The organism is Halomonas maura (genome assembly GCF_030409305.1).
GTDB lineage: Bacteria > Pseudomonadota > Gammaproteobacteria > Pseudomonadales > Halomonadaceae > Halomonas > Halomonas maura.
Window position 1 is genome coordinate 106,124 of the sequence record NZ_JAUFPQ010000031.1, and the last position, 18,944, is coordinate 125,067.

The 18,944-nt window shown below is 68.2% G+C and carries 23 protein-coding genes; 10 read left to right on the forward strand and 13 right to left on the reverse strand.

Translation table 11 applies throughout. The features are described from left to right. Positions 1-719: 719 nt before the first annotated feature. Positions 720-1,499, reverse strand: coding sequence for an SDR family NAD(P)-dependent oxidoreductase (locus tag QWY76_RS19405; protein ID WP_290313188.1), 780 nt, complete (start codon positions 1,497-1,499; stop codon positions 720-722). A 146-nt stretch (positions 1,500-1,645) separates the two neighbouring features. Continuing rightward, positions 1,646-2,350 (reverse strand): FMN-dependent NADH-azoreductase, encoded by a 705-nt coding sequence (locus tag QWY76_RS19410; RefSeq protein ID WP_290313189.1) that lies wholly within the window; start codon positions 2,348-2,350, stop codon positions 1,646-1,648. A 121-nt stretch (positions 2,351-2,471) separates the two neighbouring features. Between QWY76_RS19410 and QWY76_RS19415 the strand changes: the two genes are divergently transcribed. From QWY76_RS19415 to QWY76_RS19425, 3 genes are all read left to right on the forward strand, one after another. Then, complete coding sequence (locus tag QWY76_RS19415; protein WP_290313190.1) at positions 2,472-3,389, forward strand: LysR substrate-binding domain-containing protein; 918 nt, start codon at positions 2,472-2,474, stop codon at positions 3,387-3,389. Between the two features lie 251 nt (positions 3,390-3,640). Then, positions 3,641-3,934 carry a sll1863 family stress response protein gene (locus QWY76_RS19420; RefSeq protein WP_290313193.1) on the forward strand — a complete coding sequence of 98 codons (294 nt, stop codon included), beginning with the start codon at positions 3,641-3,643 and terminating at the stop codon, positions 3,932-3,934. Between the two features lie 53 nt (positions 3,935-3,987). Continuing rightward, complete coding sequence (locus tag QWY76_RS19425; RefSeq protein WP_290313285.1) at positions 3,988-4,473, forward strand: YgjV family protein; 486 nt, start codon at positions 3,988-3,990, stop codon at positions 4,471-4,473. Here QWY76_RS19425 and QWY76_RS19430 read toward each other — a convergent pair. The 4 genes from QWY76_RS19430 to QWY76_RS19445 all read right to left on the reverse strand — a co-directional run bounded on the left by QWY76_RS19430 (position 4,416) and on the right by QWY76_RS19445 (position 8,036). Next, positions 4,416-5,354 carry an SDR family oxidoreductase gene (locus QWY76_RS19430; RefSeq protein ID WP_290313195.1) on the reverse strand — a complete coding sequence of 313 codons (939 nt, stop codon included), beginning with the start codon at positions 5,352-5,354 and terminating at the stop codon, positions 4,416-4,418. The two genes, QWY76_RS19425 and QWY76_RS19430, sit on opposite strands and share 58 nt — an antisense overlap. Before the next feature lie 462 nt (positions 5,355-5,816). Next, entirely contained in the window at positions 5,817-6,548 is a 732-nt protein-coding gene (gene nfsA / locus QWY76_RS19435; protein ID WP_290313196.1) for an oxygen-insensitive NADPH nitroreductase, read from the reverse strand. Between the two features lie 289 nt (positions 6,549-6,837). After that, positions 6,838-7,215, reverse strand: coding sequence for a nuclear transport factor 2 family protein (locus QWY76_RS19440; RefSeq protein ID WP_290313197.1), 378 nt, complete (start codon positions 7,213-7,215; stop codon positions 6,838-6,840). A 290-nt stretch (positions 7,216-7,505) separates the two neighbouring features. Then, complete coding sequence (locus QWY76_RS19445) at positions 7,506-8,036, reverse strand: GNAT family N-acetyltransferase (RefSeq protein ID WP_290313199.1); 531 nt, start codon at positions 8,034-8,036, stop codon at positions 7,506-7,508. Between the two features lie 165 nt (positions 8,037-8,201). On the opposite strand from QWY76_RS19445, the gene QWY76_RS19450 reads away from it, so the two are divergent. Both QWY76_RS19450 and bfr read left to right on the forward strand, forming a co-directional pair. Continuing rightward, on the forward strand, positions 8,202-8,984 hold the full coding sequence (locus QWY76_RS19450) for a DUF1499 domain-containing protein (RefSeq protein ID WP_290313200.1): 783 nt from the start codon (positions 8,202-8,204) through the stop codon (positions 8,982-8,984). A gap of 123 nt (positions 8,985-9,107) precedes the next feature. Then, positions 9,108-9,575: a bacterioferritin gene (gene bfr, locus QWY76_RS19455; RefSeq protein WP_290313201.1), complete on the forward strand. Its 468-nt coding sequence runs from the start codon at positions 9,108-9,110 to the stop codon at positions 9,573-9,575. A gap of 51 nt (positions 9,576-9,626) precedes the next feature. Here bfr and blaOXA read toward each other — a convergent pair whose 3' ends face one another. Then, entirely contained in the window at positions 9,627-10,415 is a 789-nt protein-coding gene (blaOXA, locus tag QWY76_RS19460; protein WP_435389006.1) for a class D beta-lactamase, read from the reverse strand. Between the two features lie 152 nt (positions 10,416-10,567). On the opposite strand from blaOXA, the gene QWY76_RS19465 reads away from it, so the two are divergent. Beyond that, a complete protein-coding gene (locus QWY76_RS19465) occupies positions 10,568-11,446 on the forward strand; it encodes a LysR family transcriptional regulator (protein ID WP_290313204.1) in 879 nt (292 codons plus the stop codon). Here QWY76_RS19465 and QWY76_RS19470 read toward each other — a convergent pair. Then, positions 11,443-11,796, reverse strand: coding sequence for a hypothetical protein (locus tag QWY76_RS19470; RefSeq protein WP_290313205.1), 354 nt, complete (start codon positions 11,794-11,796; stop codon positions 11,443-11,445). The two genes, QWY76_RS19465 and QWY76_RS19470, sit on opposite strands and share 4 nt — an antisense overlap. A gap of 38 nt (positions 11,797-11,834) precedes the next feature. Beyond that, positions 11,835-12,467 carry an SDR family oxidoreductase gene (locus QWY76_RS19475; protein WP_290313207.1) on the reverse strand — a complete coding sequence of 211 codons (633 nt, stop codon included), beginning with the start codon at positions 12,465-12,467 and terminating at the stop codon, positions 11,835-11,837. Between the two features lie 171 nt (positions 12,468-12,638). On the opposite strand from QWY76_RS19475, the gene QWY76_RS19480 reads away from it, so the two are divergent. From QWY76_RS19480 to QWY76_RS19490, 3 genes are all read left to right on the forward strand, one after another. Next, positions 12,639-12,854 carry a DUF3820 family protein gene (locus QWY76_RS19480; protein ID WP_290313208.1) on the forward strand — a complete coding sequence of 72 codons (216 nt, stop codon included), beginning with the start codon at positions 12,639-12,641 and terminating at the stop codon, positions 12,852-12,854. Between the two features lie 19 nt (positions 12,855-12,873). Further along, positions 12,874-13,287, forward strand: coding sequence for an alternative ribosome rescue aminoacyl-tRNA hydrolase ArfB (gene arfB / locus QWY76_RS19485; protein WP_290313210.1), 414 nt, complete (start codon positions 12,874-12,876; stop codon positions 13,285-13,287). Between the two features lie 249 nt (positions 13,288-13,536). Beyond that, a complete protein-coding gene (locus QWY76_RS19490) occupies positions 13,537-15,063 on the forward strand; it encodes an FAD-dependent oxidoreductase (protein WP_290313211.1) in 1,527 nt (508 codons plus the stop codon). Positions 15,064-15,214: 151 nt separating this feature from the next. On the opposite strand, the gene QWY76_RS19495 is transcribed toward QWY76_RS19490, so the two are convergent. From QWY76_RS19495 to QWY76_RS19505, 3 genes are all read right to left on the reverse strand, one after another. Next, entirely contained in the window at positions 15,215-15,610 is a 396-nt protein-coding gene (locus QWY76_RS19495; RefSeq protein WP_290313212.1) for a carboxymuconolactone decarboxylase family protein, read from the reverse strand. A gap of 309 nt (positions 15,611-15,919) precedes the next feature. Beyond that, complete coding sequence (locus tag QWY76_RS19500; protein ID WP_290313213.1) at positions 15,920-16,555, reverse strand: NAD(P)H-dependent oxidoreductase; 636 nt, start codon at positions 16,553-16,555, stop codon at positions 15,920-15,922. Positions 16,556-16,593: 38 nt separating this feature from the next. Continuing rightward, positions 16,594-17,550: a DMT family transporter gene (locus tag QWY76_RS19505; protein ID WP_290313215.1), complete on the reverse strand. Its 957-nt coding sequence runs from the start codon at positions 17,548-17,550 to the stop codon at positions 16,594-16,596. Positions 17,551-17,628: 78 nt separating this feature from the next. Between QWY76_RS19505 and QWY76_RS19510 the strand changes: the two genes are divergently transcribed. Then, positions 17,629-18,132 carry a MarR family winged helix-turn-helix transcriptional regulator gene (locus QWY76_RS19510; protein WP_290313216.1) on the forward strand — a complete coding sequence of 168 codons (504 nt, stop codon included), beginning with the start codon at positions 17,629-17,631 and terminating at the stop codon, positions 18,130-18,132. A gap of 84 nt (positions 18,133-18,216) precedes the next feature. Here the strand turns inward: QWY76_RS19510 and QWY76_RS19515 are convergent, their stop codons facing one another. Beyond that, entirely contained in the window at positions 18,217-18,801 is a 585-nt protein-coding gene (locus QWY76_RS19515; RefSeq protein WP_290313217.1) for a GNAT family N-acetyltransferase, read from the reverse strand. Between the last annotated feature and the right edge of the window lie 143 nt (positions 18,802-18,944).

Below are 18,944 nucleotides of genomic sequence, written 5' to 3' on the forward strand. Positions count from 1 at the left end.
AGGACGCACTCCCCCCGATCCTCGTTGGTTATTCGGTATCGAGGACAGCTCCGTTGCTGTCATCCGGGCGCCAGTTTCCGAGCCAACTTCAGGAACAGGTCCTGGTCGGGATAGTAGCTGATCGGCGACAGGCGATTGATGGGTCCGAGGGCCCGGCGCCGACGATGAACGCTTCGAAATCCATCGAAGCGCGTGGTGCCGATTCTGTCACGCTGAATCTCCAGATGAAAACCATGTCTCGACGGCATCGACAGAGCCAGCGTGCGTCCGCATGGTCAAGGCCGTGCCGACGCGACGCCGGCGAGGATCGCCGGAGCCTGAGGCCGGTGGGTCGGGACCAGGTCCTGGAATTCAGCGAAGGCGAAATCGGTCGCTGCGCCCTTGCAGGGGGCGAGGCAGCAGTCGTGGGGTAGGCATCGGAGGGGAAGGACGGCCTGGATGCATATGCTGGAGAGGCGATGGACGCCGAGCTCCACCGCTCGAATCGGTAGCGGCCCGCGCATCCGTGTGACGCCGAGGCAGTGCGCGCATGGCGCGGCGACGGCAGGCTACCGTCGCGTATCCACGTCCCCACCCACTCCCCGAGTGCCCATCGTGCACTCGCTCGGGATGGAACCGGATGACGTTACCGGCGGGTTGCGGTGGAGCTGGCCGCCGCTGAAGACATCCTGACGCCCGGCGCTAGCCCGGCCATTGCTCGCCGTTGTTTCAGACAACACTTAGTCGACGATCGCACCGCAGGTCATGTTGGCGACTGTCCCGGTCATCGAACGTGCATGATCTGACGCCATGAGCGCGGCCATGTCGCCGACCTCGGCCAGGGCCGGCAAGCGCTTGAGCAAGGTCATCTCTTCGAGCGAGGCGATGAAGTCATCCCGTGTCATCTTGCCGGCGGCGGCGTGAGTATCCATCGTTTCGGGGATCGACTCCGGGGAGCCGGCCGAACGCAGGCAAACCACCCGCACGCCGTTGGGCCCAACCTCAGCGGCGAGTTGTCGGCATAAGCCTTCCAGCGCCGCACACGCCACGCCGAAGCCTCCACAGTGTGGAATGGCTAGGCGCGCGGGTGTCGCCGTAAGCATCAAGATCACCCCCGCCCCCTGCCTGACCATGTGCCGCGCCGCGGTGGTGGCCGTCAGGAACTGCGACCGCGTCGCCCTGTTGATCGGGCGGGCGAAATCCTCGAGCGACATCTCGACGAGCGGGGTGCCCTGAACGTCGTCCATGCCGATGGCGTTGAACGAGATATCGATAGGTCCCACCTTGCGGATGATCTCGACGGCGTGCGCTTCGATGGCCTGTTCGTCGAGCGCGTCGACAACCGCCGTCTCGGCGAAACCGCCCGCCGTGGAGATTTCCTTCGCGACCGCATCGAGCTTTGAAAGCGTGCGGCCGGCGAGGAAGACGCCTGCTCCCTCCCGGGCAAACGCGAGGGCCACCGCACGACCGATGGCCCCGCCAGCCCCATAAATCACGGCATTCTTGTTGCTAAGCAGCATCTCCATTCTCCGTGCAGTTCGTGGATGGTGGTATCTGGTAGTCGAATGGAGCGCCCCCAAATCTACAAGGAACGCCAAGGAATGCGGGGGACAGCCCCAGGGGATTCCCCAGGGGCTGTCCTCGATGACGCCACGGTGGTCGCCCCTCAGGCCGTGACCGCCGGCTCGCGGTGGGCCAGACTCAGCTCCTGCAGCCGGCCGATCAGCGCATCCACCCGGCGCTCTGCTTCCGCGAGGGAGGCGGCCAGCCGCTCCCCGCCTTCCTCCTGATGCTCGATCGCCACCCGGTGGATGCGGGTGATGCCGATGAATTCCAGCGCCGTGGCCAGGCCGGGCTCCAGATGATTCATATGGGCCAGCTCGCCGCCGGGCCCGAAGCCGGCACCGCCCCGTGACGACAGGATGATGGCGTGACGCGGCCGATCGGCCAGCAGGGGCGTGAAGGGGTCGTCCGGCCGGCTCGGGTCAAAGTCCACCGTGCGCCCCATGCGCACCACCAGGTCCACCCAGGCCTTCAGCGCCGCCGGCATGCCGAAGTTGTACAGCGGCGCGCCGATCACCACGACGTCGGCGGCCGTCAGCTCGTCGATCAGCCGATCGCTCTCGGCGAGCACCTCGGCCATCCAGGGTTCCTGGCGTTCCGGCGGGGTGAAGGCGGCCTGGATCCAGCGCTGGTCGATGAAGGACGGCGGGGTGCCGCCCACATCGCGATGGGTCACGGTGGCGTCCGGCTGGCGGGCCTGCCAGCCGGTGACGAAGCGCTGGCTGAGGCGGCGGCTGAGCGAACCGTGCTCATCGGTGCCGGCGAGGCCGGGGCGGGCGCTGGCGTCCAGTTGCAGGATATGGGTCATGTCGGGCTCCTTGTCTTGTGAGTTGAACTCACTCATCGTTGAGGGTGACTTGAGCCTATGCCCGAGCATTCGGAGCCACAAACGATGAATAGTTGCCGCTATAGATGAGGTGAATTCAACCATGAGCCCTCGCCGATTACCCTCGCTCTCGGCCCTGCGGGCGTTCGAGGCCGCCGCCCGCCACGAGAGCGCCAAGCGGGCGGCCGATGAGCTGTCCGTCACGGCCACGGCCATCAGTCATCACATCCGCGGCCTGGAGGATGCCCTGCAGGTGGCGCTGTTCGTGCGCAAGCCCCGGCAGCTGGTGCTCACGCCCCAGGGCAGAGAGCTCTTCCAGACCCTGGAAGCGGCGTTCGACAGCATCGGGGAGGCCGTGGAGCGGCTGAAGGCGCCGCCCGTGCGTCAGGCGGCCACGCTCTCCACCACCCCGGCGGTAGCCGTGCGCTGGCTGCTGCCCTGGGTGTGCCTGCTGCGGGAGTCGCACCCGGAGATCGACCTGCGTATCCATGCCTCCCACGAGCCGGTGGCGCTGGACGGCGTGACCGCGGATCTGGCGATTCGCTACGGCGACGGCCAGTGGCCGGGGCTGGTGGCGGAGAAGCTGTTCGACAACACCTTCATCCCGGCCTGCAGCCCCCAGCTCAACCTGAACGATCCGTCCGAGCTGCCCGGCCATCCGCTGATTCACTTTCGCCCCCAGGGCGGCTCGGTGACGCCCCTGGACTGGGCCGGCTGGCAGAAGCGGGCCAAGGTGCCGGGGCTGGATGTCGGCGCCGGGCTGGTCTTTTCCGACGAGACCCACACCGTCTCCGCCGCCATCGGCGGTCAGGGCGTGGCGCTGATGAGTCGCCCGCTGATCGCCGATGCGCTGGCGGAGGGGCGCCTGGTGCAGCCCTTCGGGCCGGAACTGGAAGGCAAGCCGTTCTATCTGGTCTATCCGGAGAGCCGTCGCGATGACCCGACGGTGCGGGCGATCCGCGACTGGGTGCTGCGGGTGCCGGGGGGGCTGTGCCCTCACGCAGAGACAGCGCCCCCGTGACCATGGCGGCTACCGGGCCACGCCGCTTGCCCGGCGTGGCCCAGGCAGTCGCTGAACGACGGGAAGCCGTCCCGGTCGATGACGCCGCCGGCCTGGCGCAGCGCCCCCCCCCCCCCGAGGCTGGCGTGCGGGCGTGCCGCGGCCTTGCCACCGCCCTGGGTCGGTGTGCCACCCTGCGGGAAGTCCTCATTCGCCCGACGAGAGGCTATCTTGAAGGTTCCCCATACCGGCAGACGGACAGGAGGATTCCCATGAGCGACAGGAATGCCTACGAGCAGAAGCTGCGCGCCAAGCTGGACGAGCTGCAGGCCGAGATGGACAAGTTCAAGGCTCGTGCCAGGGGGGCCGAGGCCGATGCGCGGATCAAGCAGGAGCAAGACCAGGAGCTCAATCAGCTCGAGGCGAAACGCGACGACATGCGCCAGAAGCTCGACGAACTGCGCAACTCCAGCGACGACGCCTGGGAGGACGTCAAGGCCGGCGCGGAGCGTGCCTGGAGCTCGCTGAGCGCATCCCTCGAGCGGGCGCGTACCCGCTTCAAGTAGTCCATCGCCCCTTTTCCTGGGCGCCCGGCGGCGGCGCCCTGGCCGGCGCCGCGCTGTGCTGGGTCACCAGCAACCTGCTGACCGGCTCGGTCGGCGGCCCCCTCGCCGAGAGTCTGATCTTCCTGACCAACGTGGTTACCATGCTGCGCCTGCAGCGTGATGGCCGCCTGAGCTGCAAGCTATCGAAGGGAGGCGGGCTGATCCGCGATTGCCGTCAGCGCGACATCCGCCTCGCCGCCGGCCTGACGGTCAGCGTGCAGGAGACAACGGGCTCCCAGGTCGCCTTCGCCGCCCTCGCCCACCTGGGGCCAACGATGCCGACCCATGCCTTGCGCTGCATTCTCGATGTGGGCGACATGATCACGCCGGTGACGGCAGACCTCGCGGCACCTTTGGTGGAGGGCGGCAGCTCACCTGCCGTCAACGGCACGCATGACGCCGCAGGCGGCGGTCAGGTGACGCGACTGGTGTTATGCCATGTTCAGACCATGACGTGTTCCCGGTACCACTCGATGGTTTCCTTGATCGCCATGTCATGAGGCGTGCTGTCATCACCAAACCTCTCCGCATATCGCTTGTGCTCGACGATGTATGGCTGCTCCCATTCATACATCATCTCCTTCACCTCCCTCAGCATCGGATTGAACACCCCCAACAACGCCACCATGGACTTGCCGACAGCACGTATCTTGATTGGCCTGCCGATGTGCTGCTCAACCATGGAAACCAGTTGCCGGGTTGTCATGGTCGGCGCATTGGGTACGTGCCAGACCTGACCAAGGGCGTCTTCATGGTCACTGAGCTTGACTAACGCCCCGGCAAAATCCTTGATGTATGTATAGGTATGCGGCAAATCCACATTACCCAGCAGATTGGCAGGTTTACCTGATAACGCCGCCTTGAAGAACGATTCACCAAGCGCGGAATGCGTCACCAAAGGCCCATAGAAATCAGAACCCCTGCCTATCACGACCCTTACGTCTGCCTCGCTCAACAGCAGCTCGGCCATTGACGCCCTCACCTTCCCCTTGCGACCCGTGGCCTTGCAAGGAAGCTCCTCGGTTAGCGGAAGACCTTTGGTATCACCATACCCATAGAGATTGTCACCATAAATCAACTTGCAGCCGGCTTGTTTCACCCCACCGAGAATGCCTCCTGTCAACGAGGGAAACTTGTCTGGCCATTGGGTATAGGGTGGCATGGCACAATGGAAGACCGAATCCGCTCCTTTGCAGATTTCGTAGACCTCTGCCGGATCATCGGCATTCCCGGCAATGACCTGAATCTGACCCGGCACGTCATGGGTCAGCTTTCCGCTTCGATTGACGACCGCGACCTGCCTGCCTTGCCCAGCCAGCACTCGAGCCACCCATAAGCCCAGCGGTCCTGCACCGAAGACGATATTCTCTCGATTTTCCATGATCTTCCCTGAAACAGGTCACAGTGAGTAGACCGCCCGCTCGATGATTCACGCGAACGCAGTGGGGCTCGCCGGAGGACACCGACAGCACCGTGATCTCCGCCTCCCCTTCGGGAACTCACTTCGCAGGTCAGGCCGGTATGGATCGCCACGCTCGCACCGTTCGATGACATTTCGGGTATCGGCGACCCGGCTGTCGCCGTGATAGATGCGCCCCGGCGAGCGAGCGGACGGTGGTTGAGGCAAGCTCTCGGAGGCTGGCGTCCCGACAAGAGTAGGCAGGATGACATCGCGCCTCATCTCGCTCCCTCAACGCAGGGCTCCCTGGGGCGGCCCGCGGGACATTCCGGCCCTGGCGGCCGGGATGCCGGGCACCTGAGGCCACTTCATGCAGCACGGGATCGCCATGCTCCGCCTGCGGCATGATGCCGCCTGCGCTACATCCATGGCCGAGGCGGAATGTCACTTCATCTCGAAGCCGCGCTCGATCAGGAAGCCGCGCATATGAGGGCGCAGCTTGGTATCGAAGAGCGGGGTGAGGTTGCGCGACCAGTCGGACTCCTTGTTGCCGCCACTGCGCTCGCGGTAGTAGCGCTGCATGGCGTCGTCGAAGGCCGCCACCTGCTCGTGATCCTCGTCGTAGTGATCCTCCTTGAGGATCGCCTCCACCGGCAGCCGCGGCTTCACATCGGGATCGTGGGCCGGGTAGCCGAGGCACATGCCGAACACCGGATAGACTTGCTCGGGCAGCCGCAGCAGGTCGCTGATCGCCTGGGGCTGGTTGCGGATGCCGCCGATGTAGCAGATGCCCAGGCCCTCGGACTCGGCGGCGATCGCCACGTTCTGCGCCATCAGGGCGGTGTCGACGCTGGCCACCAGCAGCTGCTCGGTCATGCCGCGCACGACGTTGGCGCCGGTACGCTCGGAGGCCTCGGTGGGGCGCTTCATGTCGGCGCAGAACACCAGGAAGTCGGAGGCATTCGCCACATAGGCCTGGCCGCCGGCGAGTTCGGCGACCTGCTCGCGGTTGGCCGGGTTCGTCACGTGGATGACGCTGTACGCCTGGACATGGCTGGAGGTGGCGGCACTCTGGCCGGCGCGGATCAGCTCCCGCAGCAGTTCCCGGGGGATCTTCTGCTCGGTGAACTTGCGGATCGAACGATGGGATTTCAGCAATTCGATGGTGGGGTTCATGGGTCCTCGCGGAATGCCATCGGGGGAGGGGCCGGGATGTCGGTGCCCCCGGCCCGGAAGCGGACAGGCACCAAGATACCTAGCCTGCTTATCAGCTTCCACCACGAATGCCGACCCCAAGGCGAGCGGACGCGCCGCCGGTTCGGTCTCCCACACCGCGAGCGGGTCGATCGGGCAGACGGCGCCTGTCCCGGAGGAGGCCGTCAATCAACGGCAGAGTCCCGGAGGAGGCTGGACCTCCCGCCTCTCGCCATCGGTGACTGAGCGGCGCGGGCGTGGCGCCTGCAGCTCAGCCGCCAAGCTTGGTGTAATAGGTGATCACCTCGGAACGCACGCCGTTGGCGTCGACCTTGATCAGGCCGCTGCCCTTGATCTGCGTGCCCGGGACGGCCCACCAGCACGACGCCGTGAGGACACCCTCATTCTCCTGGGTGAGCACCTCGGTGAGCTCCATGAAGGGCTCCGGAACCCGGCCGTTACATTGTGACGCGACGGCCTCCTTCAACGTCACCAGGTACTCCGAAAACGCCTCCCTCGAGACGACGCCGACATTGGGATCATCGAAGGTATAGCCGTCCGCGCTGGCCTGCAGGATCATCTCGGCATCGCCCTTGGACCAGCCTTCCGCATAGGCACTCAAGTATTCCACTGTGTTCATCGTCGTCACCCTCTCGTCATCCTGGGATAGCACTCACGGGAGGGGGCGAAGCACAGTGCCGCAACACGGCGGCGAAGTGACGGGCACGCTGACGACCTGCCCCCTTGATCAGTGTTGGCATCATGATGCCCCCTCATAGGCTGATCTTTTTAAACGCCTATCATGACCAGGGATGAGCGGGGCTCCCCACAGCACCGGGGTAATGGCCGGACAAGCCGCTCATGCTGCCTCGTGCGGCGCAGGCAACGTCGTCGACGGGAGCGCCTCCGGCATCCCCTGTCGGCGATTGCCGCGCGCGATCACCGCAACGGCTTGCGGTAGCGCAGTTCGCACAGTTCCTTGCCGCCGAGCCGCAGGGATTCCCGGCGGCCGTCCGGCACATAGCCGACCCGGGCATAGAAGCACCGCGCCCGATGGTTGGCCTCGAGCACCCAGAGGCTGGCCAGCCGGTGGCCGTCCCCGGCCAGTCGCCGCTCGGCGGCGGCCAGCAGCGCCCGGCCCACGCCCCGCCCCCACTGCTCGGCCCGCAGGTAGATGGCGTAGACCTCGCCGGCCTCGGCGACGTCCTGGTCACGGCTGCGCCCCATGGCGACCCAACCCACCACGCGGCCGCCGGGCGCCGTGGCCACCAGGGTGCCGCCCGGCGTGGCCGTCAGCGAGCCGAGCCAGCGGCGGGTGAAGCGCGCCGCCGAGAGGCGCTGCAGGTAGCCATCTGGCACGATGCCGGCGTAAGCATCGTGCCAGGCGCCCACGTGGATGCGGGCGATGGCGCGGGCGTCCCTCGGGCCGGCGTCACGGATCACGGCGGCGGGTCCACGGATGAACGGCATCGGCTGGTATCTCCCCAGTGGTTGGCAGCGGAACGGGGCCGGCATGACGGCTCCGCCAGCCTAGCATCCCGCGGGAATGGCGCGCCCGCCCGGGTACGGTCGCCAGGATGATGGCCCAGCACGTATGCTGAGGGCCTGTCGGGAGCAAAGGGGGAAGGAACCAGCATGTCATCCTTGACGCTCAAGCCGCCCCGGCGCGGCGGCAGGTGGCCCAGGCGCCTCGCCTGGCTGGCGGTGATCCTGCTGATCGTGGCCGCCCTGCTGATGGGCGGCGCGGGGCCGGCCTACCGGCTCGAGCTGGTGTCGCTGTCCACCTCCTTCGCCTGGCTGCGCCAGGGCGCGCATCTGCTGATCGGTGCCGGGGTGGTGGCGCTGGTGACGCTGGTCGTCGCCATGGTCTGCCGGCGCTGGCGGGTGGCGCTGGTGGGCGCCCTGGTGATCGCCGCCGGGGCGAGCCTGGTGGCCCTGCCGGCCCAGTGGATGCAACTCGCCCGCAGTGTGCCGCCGATCCATGACATCACCACGGATCTGGAGAACCCGCCCGCCTTCGACGCTCTGGTACCCGCCCGGGAGGCGGCGCCCAACGCCGTGGCCTACCCCGGCGAGGCCACCGCCCGCCAGCAGCGGGCCGGCTATCCGCGGCTCGGGCCGCTGACCCTGGACGCCACGCTCGGCGAGGTGCGGGGCGCCGCCGAGGCCACGGCCCGGGAGCATCGCTGGGAGATCGTGGCCATCGAACCGACACGGATCGAGGCCACCGCCACCACCCGCTGGTTCGGCTTCCGGGACGACGTGGTGATCCGCCTGACCGAGATGGACGACGGCGTGAGGGTCGACATGCGCTCCGCCTCCCGGGTCGGCAAGAGCGACCTCGGCACCAACGCGGCGCGCATCCAGGCCTTCATGGAGGTCCTGGCCCGGCGGGTCGACGGCGCCACCGCGCCGTGAAGCGAATTGCGAATCGCACGCAAAGATAATCGCAACATTCTGAATTAAAAGGAAAACTTGACCAAGGACGTGACTCTTCATAGGATGCAGCCCTGACATCCCCTGCGCCAGGAAAGGACTCCCATGAAAGGCCATCCCGAGATCATCGACGCCCTGAACGGCCTGCTCGCCGCCGAGCTCGCCGCCATGGACCAGTACTTCATCCATGCCGAGATGTACGCCGACATGGGCCTCGGCAAGCTCCACGAGCGCATCGCCCACGAGTTCGACGACGAGAAGGGCCATGCCAAGCAGCTGATCGAGCGGATCCTGTTCCTCGAGGGCAAGCCCGACATGCATACCCGCACCCCGGTGCGCATCGGCCAGGACGTGGAGGAGATGCTCACCAACGACCTGCAGCTGGAATACGAGGTGGGCGACGCCCTGAAGGCCGCCATCGCCCTGTGCGAGCGGGAGCGCGACTTCCAGACCCGCACCGTATTGCTGCCGCTGCTCTCCGATACCGAGCAGGACCACGCCTACTGGCTGGAGCAGCAACTCCGGCTGATCAAGCTGGTCGGCCGGGAGAACTACCTGGCCGCGCAGATGTGACCCGACGCGCTCGCCGGGTCAGACAGCCCCGTTGGGCCGGATGGCCCGGCCTCACCGCGGGACCGGCAGCGCCTCCAGCCGGCGCAGCACCGCCCGGGTGATGGCCTCGCGCTTGGGCAGGTCGGCCAGGCGCTCGGGCGTATCGAGGTTCAGGGCGAAGAACACCGGGCCGCCGGGCCGCTCGACCCACCCCACCCACCAGCCGACCTGGCCGTCCCAGCCGCTCTTGGCGCGCAGGATCCAGTCACGGCCCGCTTCATTGATCATGATGTCCTTGACCAGCCGCTGGTCGGCCTCGGCGAAGGGCAGCGCCAGCGCGTAGAGCCGCTCGAGGAAGTCGACCTGCTCGATGGCCGTGACCCGCAGGCTGCCGTCGAGCCAGAAGCGCTCGACGTCGTCGCCGAGCGTGGCGTTGCCGTAGCCGATCTCGCTCAGGTATGCCCGCTCGCGCTCGCGGCCGATCTGCTCGGCCAGGCGCTGGAAGACCCAGACCGTGGAGTAACGAAGTGCCGAGCGCAGGGTCTGGTCCTGGTTCCAGGCCGCCACGTCACGTTCTTGACCGTCCCAGGGAATCACCTCGAACTCGTCCTCGACCACGCCGGCACCCAGCGCGAAGAGCGCATGGGGCACCTTGAAGGTGGAGGCCGGCGAGAGTCGCTCTGCGGCCCGCTCGGGATTCACCACCCAGCGCTCCTCGCGACCCTCCCGCTGGTCGACGATCACCAGGGTCGCGTTCTCGGCCCCCTGCTCGGCGAGGATCCCGGCCCAGTCGGGGCGTGGCTGCCAGTCGCCAGCCAGAGCCGACATCGGCAAGAGGGTCAACAAAGCCTGGCCTAGCAAGGTGGGTAAACGTTTCATCGTCAATGTCTCTCTCGCCGAGTGTCGCCACCATATCCAGTCTGGTGGCCATGGAGAGGCAAGCGTAGCCGCCCGCTTTGCGAGAGGACAAACCATGATATCTTGCATGACCCATTAGCTGAGCTTGGCCTGGCATGACACGTCCCTACCTGCCCCTCAATGCCTTGCGTGCCTTCGAGGCCGCTGCCCGGCATGCCAGCTTCACCCGCGCCGCCGAGGAACTGCACGTCACCCAGGCGGCGGTCAGTCATCACGTCAAGCAGCTGGAACTGCACCTGAACCGCAGCCTGTTCCGTCGCTTGCCTCGGGGCCTCGCGATCACCCCGGAAGGGGAGGCGCTGCTGCCGGTCCTCGGCGATGCCCTCGACCGCATGGGCGAGATGCTGCAGCGCCTTCAGGATGGCGAGGTCCGCGAGATCCTGACGGTCGGGGCGGTCGGTACCTTTGCGGTGGGATGGCTACTGCCGCGGCTGAATGACTTCCACACCCGGCACCCGCTGATCGAGGTGCGTCTCTCCACCCACAACAACAAGGTCGACCTGGCCGCCGAAGGGCTGGATTGTGCCATTCGTTTCGGCGACGGGGGCTGGCACGGCAACGAGGCGATGCCGCTGTTCGAGGCCCCTCTGTCGCCGATCTGCACGCCCATCCTGGCAGCGAGCCTGACACACCCGACGGACCTGCTGTCCCACACCCTGCTTCGCTCGTACCGCGATCAGGAATGGTCACAGTGGTTCGCGACGGCGCGGGTGGCCCACCCACCGCCAATGCGTACGATGCGCTTCGATTCCTCTCTGGCGATGATGGAGGCGGCACGGCAGGGCGCCGGAATCGCGTTGTTGCCACCGTGCATGTTTGCCCATGCACTCGCCATGGGCGAGGTGGTGCAGCCCTTCCCCACCAGCATCTCCCTGGGCAGCTACTGGCTGACGTGGTTGAAATCACGCAAGCCAAGCCCAGCCATGGCCGCCTTCCGGGACTGGCTGGTCGGAGCCGCGGAAGAGCCAGGCTAGCCGCGGGCCGCCAGCGCGCGTTGGAACTCGTCCCGCCAGGCCTCGGCATGGCCCGACGGGTCGGCCGGGAAACGCCCCAGTTCCACGGCGAGGTCGAAGAAGCCCTGCGCCGGCAATCCCTCGCCTCGCCGGCTGACCACCAGGGCGGCGATGAAGGGACGCCCCTGGCGGGCGTCCTCCCCCATCAGCGCCTCCAGTGCCCGGGCGACGCGCTGGATGGTCCGCGGCGGGGCGAGCCCCAGCGCCTCGGCGAGCTGCTGGTAGGTCATCGGCAGCAGGCTCTCGGGGGCCTGCTCGAGCACCCGACGGGCCCGGACGGCGAGCGCCGCCACGGGGTCTGGTGTCGTCATGGCGGTGTCTCCTCCGTAGGACTGGGTAGCGTGGTGGCTCAGGCCAGGGCCTCGGTGATCACGCGCTCGCCGTCCAGCAGGTGGAACTCCCGGTCGACCAGCCACCGGGCCTGCACCAGGTGCAGCAGCGCATGGGCCACGTTGGCCCGCGACACGGTGTTCTCGCCGCCGGTCTCCTCGAGCGAGGTGGCGACCCTGTCCGTGGCGGGCTCGTCGGTGAGCCGGCCGGGCTTGAGGATCAGGTGCGGCACGCCGGCCGAGCGCAGGTAGGCATCGGCGGCGAACTTGGCGGCCATGTAGGGGCGCAGTGTCTCGGGCGCGGCCTGGGGATCCTCGGCGCGCAGGGCGCTGACCATCACGAAGCGCGCGAGCCCCAGCTCACTGGCCAGGTCGACGGCGCGGGTCGCGGCGTACAGGTCGATCAGCAGCGTCTTGTCGGGCCCGGTATGCGGGCCGGAGCCGGCGGTGAAGAGCACCTGGTCGCAGCCCGCGAAGGCGTGGCGGAAGTCGCCCTCCAGGTCGGCCACCACCGTGGCGATGCCGCGCTCCTCGAACCAGGCGCGCTGTTCCTCGCGGCGGACCATCGCCTTGATGGGCACGCCGGCCGTCTGGGCGAGCGCGCAGAACTGGCGGCCGATCTGGCCGTTGGCGCCGATCACCAGTGTCGTCATGCTGCTTCCTCCCTGTCGGTTGCCTGTCGCGGGCCGTGGCGGAGACGGCGCGTCGCGCGAACGGCAAGCCTAGCATGAAGGATAGGCCGACTGGCCTGGCAGGCGGCGGCCCGGTGCCGTAAGCTGCCACGCCATGCTTACCGCACCCCAGCGCGCCGAGGAGCGAATCCCGTGAACCCCGAAGACCTGGAACGGCTGGTCACCCTGCGCATGCCCTTCGGCAAGTACGAGGGCACCCTGATCGCCGACCTGCCCGGCCCCTACCTCAACTGGTTCGCCCGGGAGGGCTTTCCCGAGGGCCAGATCGGCCGCCTGCTGCAGCTGATGCACGAGATCGACCACAACGGGCTGAGCGAGCTCCTCGAGCCCCTGCGCCGGGGCACCTGAGCCCCCTTACGAGGTTGCCATGCTGCGTATCTCCAACACCGTGGAGCTGGCCGAGCACGAGATCGAGATCACCCAGATCCGCGCCCAGGGCGCGGGGGGACAGAACGTCAACAAGGTCGCCTCGGCCGTCCACCTGCGCTTCGACATCCCCGCCTCCAGCCTGCCGCCCTTCTACAAGGAGCGGCTGATGGCGCTCTCCGACCAGCGCATCAGCAAGGAGGGGGTGGTGATCATCAAGGCCCAGAACCACCGTACCCTGGAGCTGAACAAGGAAGACGCTCTCACCCGCCTGCGCGAGCTGATCCGCCACGCCATCAAGCAGCAGAAGGCCCGCAAGCCGACCAGGCCCACCAAGGGCTCCCAGCGGCGTCGGGTCGACAAGAAGGTCAAGAAGGGCAAGACCAAGGCGCTGCGCGGCAAGGTGAAGCCCTAGGCAATATGTCTGAAAAGTGCCTGCGCTCGGCTATACGGCGTTAAAAATCGGCTCAAAGTGCTCATTTACTACCTGTAAACTCCGCCTTTTCACCGATTTTTGCCTTGTCTAGCCTTCGCTCGTCGACTTTTCAGAAAAAGCCTAGGCGCCTGTCGGACCGCTCGCCAGGTGGGCTCGATCGCGGCCGACGCTCGCCCGGCCCGACGCCTATAGTGACTCCTGACGTCCCTTCATTCGCAGGAGATCGCCATGAGTGCCGACAAGACCCCGGACGGCCCCGACCTGGCCGCCGGCATCGAACTGAACGCGCTGGCCGAGGGCCAGATGCTCACCGGCCATGTCGGCGAGAAGGCCGTGCTGCTCGCCCGCAGCGGCGGCGACTTCCACGCCGTCGGGGCCCACTGCACCCACTATGGCGCGCCGCTCGGCGACGGCCTGATCGTCGATGACACCCTGCGCTGCCCCTGGCACCACGCCTGCTTCAGCCTGCGCAGCGGCGAGGCCCTGGCCGCCCCGGCGCTGGACGGCCTGACCTGCTGGAAGACGGAGGTGGTCGGCGACCGGGTGATCGTGCGGGAACGTGCCGACCCGGGGCCCGCGCGCCGCCCGGCCCGCTCGCCGTCCTCGGTGGTGATCGTGGGTGGCGGGGCGGCCGGCGAGGCGGCCGCGGAGATGCTGCGCCGCGAGGGCTACACCGGGCCGGTGACGATCGTCAGCGATGACACGCACCCACCCTGCGACCGCCCCAACCTCTCCAAGGACTACCTGGCCGGCACGGCGAAGGCCGCCTGGATTCCCCTGCGCGGCGACGACTTCTATGCGCAGCACGACATCACCCTGCGACTCGCCACCGAGGTGGTAGCGATCGAGCCCGAGGCCTCGCGACTGCGGCTCGCCGACGGCGAGACGCTCGACTACGGGGCGCTGCTGCTGGCCACCGGCGCCGAGCCGCTGCGCCTGACGGTGCCTGGTGCCGAGCTGCCCCACGTGCATACCCTGCGCAGCCAGGCCGACAGCGAGGCGCTGATCAGTGCCGTCGAGGCCGGCGCGCGCCGCGCCGTGGTGGTCGGCGCCAGCTTCATCGGCCTCGAGGTGGCGGCGTCGCTGCGCAAGCGCGGGCTCGAGGTGCGGGTGGTCGCCCCCGAGACGCGCCCGCTGGCGCGGGTGCTCGGCGAGACGCTGGGTGACTTCATCCGCGCGTTGCACGAGTCGAAGGGGGTGGTCTTCCACCTCGAGGAGCAGGTGGCCGGGATTACCGCCGATGCCGTCGAGCTGGAGGGCGGCGAGCGCCTCGACGCCGACCTGGTGGTGGTGGGCATCGGCGTGCGCCCGCGCACCGCGCTGGCCGAGGCGGCCGGCCTCAGGGTGGACGATGGCGTGTGGGTCAGCGACACCCTGGAGACCAGCGTGCCGGGCATCTATGCCGCCGGCGACAGCGCCCGCTGGCCGGACCCGATCAGCGGCGAGCGCGTGCGCATCGAGCACTGGGCGGTGGCCCAGCGCCAGGGGCAGCGCGCCGCCCGCAACATCCTCGGCGCCGGGGATGCCCGGGCCGCCGTGCCCTTCTTCTGGAGCCAGCATTACCACATCGCCATCAACTACGTGGGGCATGCCACGCACTGGGAGCGCATCGAGACCGACGGCGACCCCGCGGCCCACGACTTCACCGCGCGCTTCATCGCCGATGACCGCCTCCTGGCAATGGCGACGATCTTCCGCGACCGGGAGAGCCTCGAGGCCGAGGCGGAGATGGAGGCCCGCTTCCAGGCGCCTTGACACCGTCACCCTGGCGGGTCGTCCAGCAGAGACTGGCGTGGAAATTGCCCCGGCTGGTGCCTGCTGGCCCGGCCCCACGTCTGCGTCTCTCGCGAGGAAACGGCCGATGCGATCGACGCCGGGGAGGGCCCTGGCGTCGATCGAGTTGAAGTTACTCGGTGGGGGTGGCCATCTCGTCGAATTCGCTCTTGAACTCCTCCAGGTCATACTGCATCCCGTTCAACACCGTGCTCCAGTGCCGCGTTTGCGCGGCCAGTGCCACCGCCTCGCGAATCTCGTCATCGGTCGCCCCCGCGGCCCGGGCGCTCGCAGTGTGGGCGTAGGAGCAATACGAGCACGGGATCTGGGCCGCAACGGCGAGGCCGATCAACTCACGGGTCTTGGCATCGAGTACGGCCTCTTCCCCATTGAGGGCACCCTGCGCCTCCATTGCCGGCTGGAGTGCATGAGCGGGATAGGTCTCGGTGTAGAACTTCGGCGCGTCCTGGGCCAGGACGGTGCCGGACACCCCGAGAAGCAGGGCGATGGGCAGAACGAAAGCTTTCATCTTGGTGCCTCCTCCAATCAATCATCTGATCACCCAATTTCCAGTATAGAAGCGGCAACTTCGGTGGTAGGGCCCCTGCGACGATGCCAACGACGAGCCCTTGGCCTTCGCTTATCAGGTCGTGAGCCTTGCCCCCGATAGCCGCCGCGAGGAGGCTCAGGGGCGGTCGAAGGGGAGCATGGTCGGCTTGCGCGATGAGGGCCAGGCGAGGCGCGCCGTGTGGCCACGACCGTCGATGAAGGCCCGCCTGCGTGCGGGCCGGCAATCCGGAGGCGCCCCCCCGATCACCCCGGCCCGCGCCACTCGCGTTCAGGCCATCCGGGCGATGACCCGCTCTCTCGGCCAGCGCACCTTCTTGAGGCCGGCGAGCCAGTCGGCGTCCTGGTCCCGGTAGCCCAGCGCCACCACCACGGCGCTGCGCAGCCGGCGCGCCTCCAGGCCGAGCACCGCATCCAGGGCCGCCGGATCGAAGCCCTCCATGGGCGTGGCGTCGACTCGCTCCAGGGCGGCCGCGGCCAGCACCATGCCCATCGCCAGGTAGGCCTGCTTGGCCGCCCAGTGCCGGCGATCCGCGGCGCTCTCGAAGCCGTTGACCACGCCCTTCAGGGTGTCGCGATAGCCCGCGAGGCGCGCCTCCTCGAGTCCGCGCTCCCGGGCCACCAGGCGGATCAGCTCGTCGACCTCGGCCTCGCCCGTGGTCTCCCAGGTGGCAAACACCAGCAGGTGCGAGCATTCGCCGACCTGGGGCTGGTCGAAGGTCGCCGGCCGGCAGCGCTCACGCAGCGCCGGGTCGTCGACCACCACCACCGAGTAGGGCTGCAGGCCGTAGGAGGAGGGGGCGAGATGGGCCGCATCGAGGATGCGTTCCAGGGTGGCCTCGGGAATGCGCTGGCCGTTCATGCGCTTGGCGGCATAGCGCCAGTGCAGGGCGGTATCGAGGGACATGCGGTGACCTCCGGGAGTGTCAGGGGAACGAGGTGGCGTCAGGGACGCCCGTAGCAGGACGCGTCCGGCGCGGGCCTCGCCGGCCGGGCGGCGCCGCGCTGGAAGATCAGGGTGCCGGCGACCACCAGGCCGGCGGCCAGCGCCAGGTTGGGTGGGGCGGGCTCGCCGAGTCCCAGCACGGCGACGGCGGTGCCGACGGTGGCGGCCACCGTGCCGATCTGGCTGAGATACACCGGGCCGGCCAGCCGCTGGAGGATAAAGAAGAACAGGTAAAGCACGGTGAATACCGTCACCTCGAGCCCCAGCAAGCCTGCGCTCGCCGGCGAGGCGAGCAGCTCGCCGATCCGCCCGGGCTCCATGGCCAGGCTGAGCGGCAGCAGGGTCAGGGCGGCCCCGGCCAGCACCAGCGCGGTCAGGTACACCAGCGGAACACCCGCCGGCCAGCGCAGGGTGCGATAGATGTTGCCCAGCGCCAGGGTCACCGGCATCAGCAGGACCAGCAGCGACCAGCCCAGCGGTCCGCCGCCGGCGCCGGCCTTGGAGAGCGCCAGCACGATGCCGCCGGATAGCCCCAGCAGCACGCCCCCCAGACGATCCCAGCGCAGCGCCTCGAGGCGCAGCAGCACGGCCAGCAGCCAGGTCACCAGGATGGGAAAGGCGAAGCTCAGCGAGATGAAGCCCGCCCCGACGTGACGCACCGCCAGGAAGCCGAGCGCGTTGGGCAGCGCCAGCAGGCTGCCGGCGACGGCGGCGTACTCGAGCACCCGGCGGTCGAGGCGCCAATCGCCGCGCCGCGGCAGGCCGATCAGCAGCAGGCAGCCACTGGCGCTGGCCAGGGCCACCATCAGGAAGGTCAGGCGAGGCAGGGCCGCCGCGTCCGCGAACTTGGCCACGGTCAGCGACATGGCCAGCAGGGTGCCCACCAGCAGCAGGCAGCCCAGGGCCTTGAGCCCGCTGCGATCGTGGCGCTTGTGTCCGGCGTGGGCGTTGGTCATCCTTGGGCTCCTATAGCTTGGCATCGTGTATCACGATGAAAAGAATCTTAGTATCAAGATAAACAGGTGGCAAGTCCCATGAACCGAGTGAGTGTTGCGATCGACCAGTGGCGCCAGGAACGGCCCGACCTGGACCTGCTGCCCATGGAGCTGACGGCCCGGCTGACCAGCGTCGGCCGACACCTCAGCCAACAATACCTGGACCCCTTCTTCAAGGCGCGGGGCCTGCAGCCCAGGGAGTTCGATGTGCTGGCGACCCTGCGCCGGGCCGGCGCCCCCTACGCGCTGACCCCGACCCAGCTGTTCGAGGTGCTGATGCTCTCGTCGGGGGGAATGACCAACCAGCTGGACCGCCTGGAGAGAGCCGGGCTGATCGCCCGACAGCCCAATCCCGCCGACCGGCGCAGCATGCTGGTGACCCTGACCGAGGCCGGCCTCGGCCTGGTGAACGAGACCGTGCCGCAGCACCTGGACAACGAGGCTCGGGCGCTGGCGACGCTGAGCCGCGAGGAGCAGCAGGCCCTCAATGCCCTGCTGGGCAAGTTGCAGGATGGGCTGGAGGCACAGGCTGCCGAATCATGAACGCCTGACGAGGCGGGTCAGCCATCGCCCTCGATGAGCGGCTCGACCCGCCGAGCATCCACGGCCGGTCGCCCGGCGCCGGCGCTAGTCCGCATCGATGCGCTTGATCAGCAGCAGCCAGTCGCCGCCGTGCTTGCCGCCGGGGTAGGGCTCGATCGGCAGCGAGGCCGCTTCGCGAAAGCCCTGGTGCTCGTAGAAGGTCCTGGCCACGCCGTTCTCGGAGGCGACGATCAGGCTCATCTCGGTACAGCCGGCGGCGATGGCCGAGGCCTCGGCCTGGGCCATCAGCAGGCTGGCGACGCCCCGGCGGCGCGCCGCCTTGTAGGTGGCGATGGCATTGATGTACCAGCTGCCCGGTGCCTGGGCCTCGAGGCGCAGCAGTGGCTGGACGACCCGCGGGCAGTCGTCGAGATCATCGAGGTCGTAGGGATCCGGCAGCCGGTAGTCCAGGATCATCCCCAGCAGCTTCTTCTTCTGCAGGCAGACCTTGGCATGCCGATAGCTGAAGCCGCCCTCCTCCCGGGCGGCGCGCTGCTCGCCGACGTCCATCGGCGACTCGTTGCCCGTGGTCATCTGCCCCCACAGGTACTCGGGCAGGCCCTCGCCCGCGAGGTTGATCAGGTAGGCCAGGTCCCTGGCATGGGCCTTGGTGGCATCACGAATGTTCATCTCACCTCCCGGACGACTGGCCGACACGGAGGACGCCGACTGGCGCCCCTGCCGATCTCGCTGGGGTCGACACAGCAAGGATAGATAAGGGACCACGATGGCCGGAGGGAATTCCGGGAAAGTCGCCCGACATGCCCCCCGTC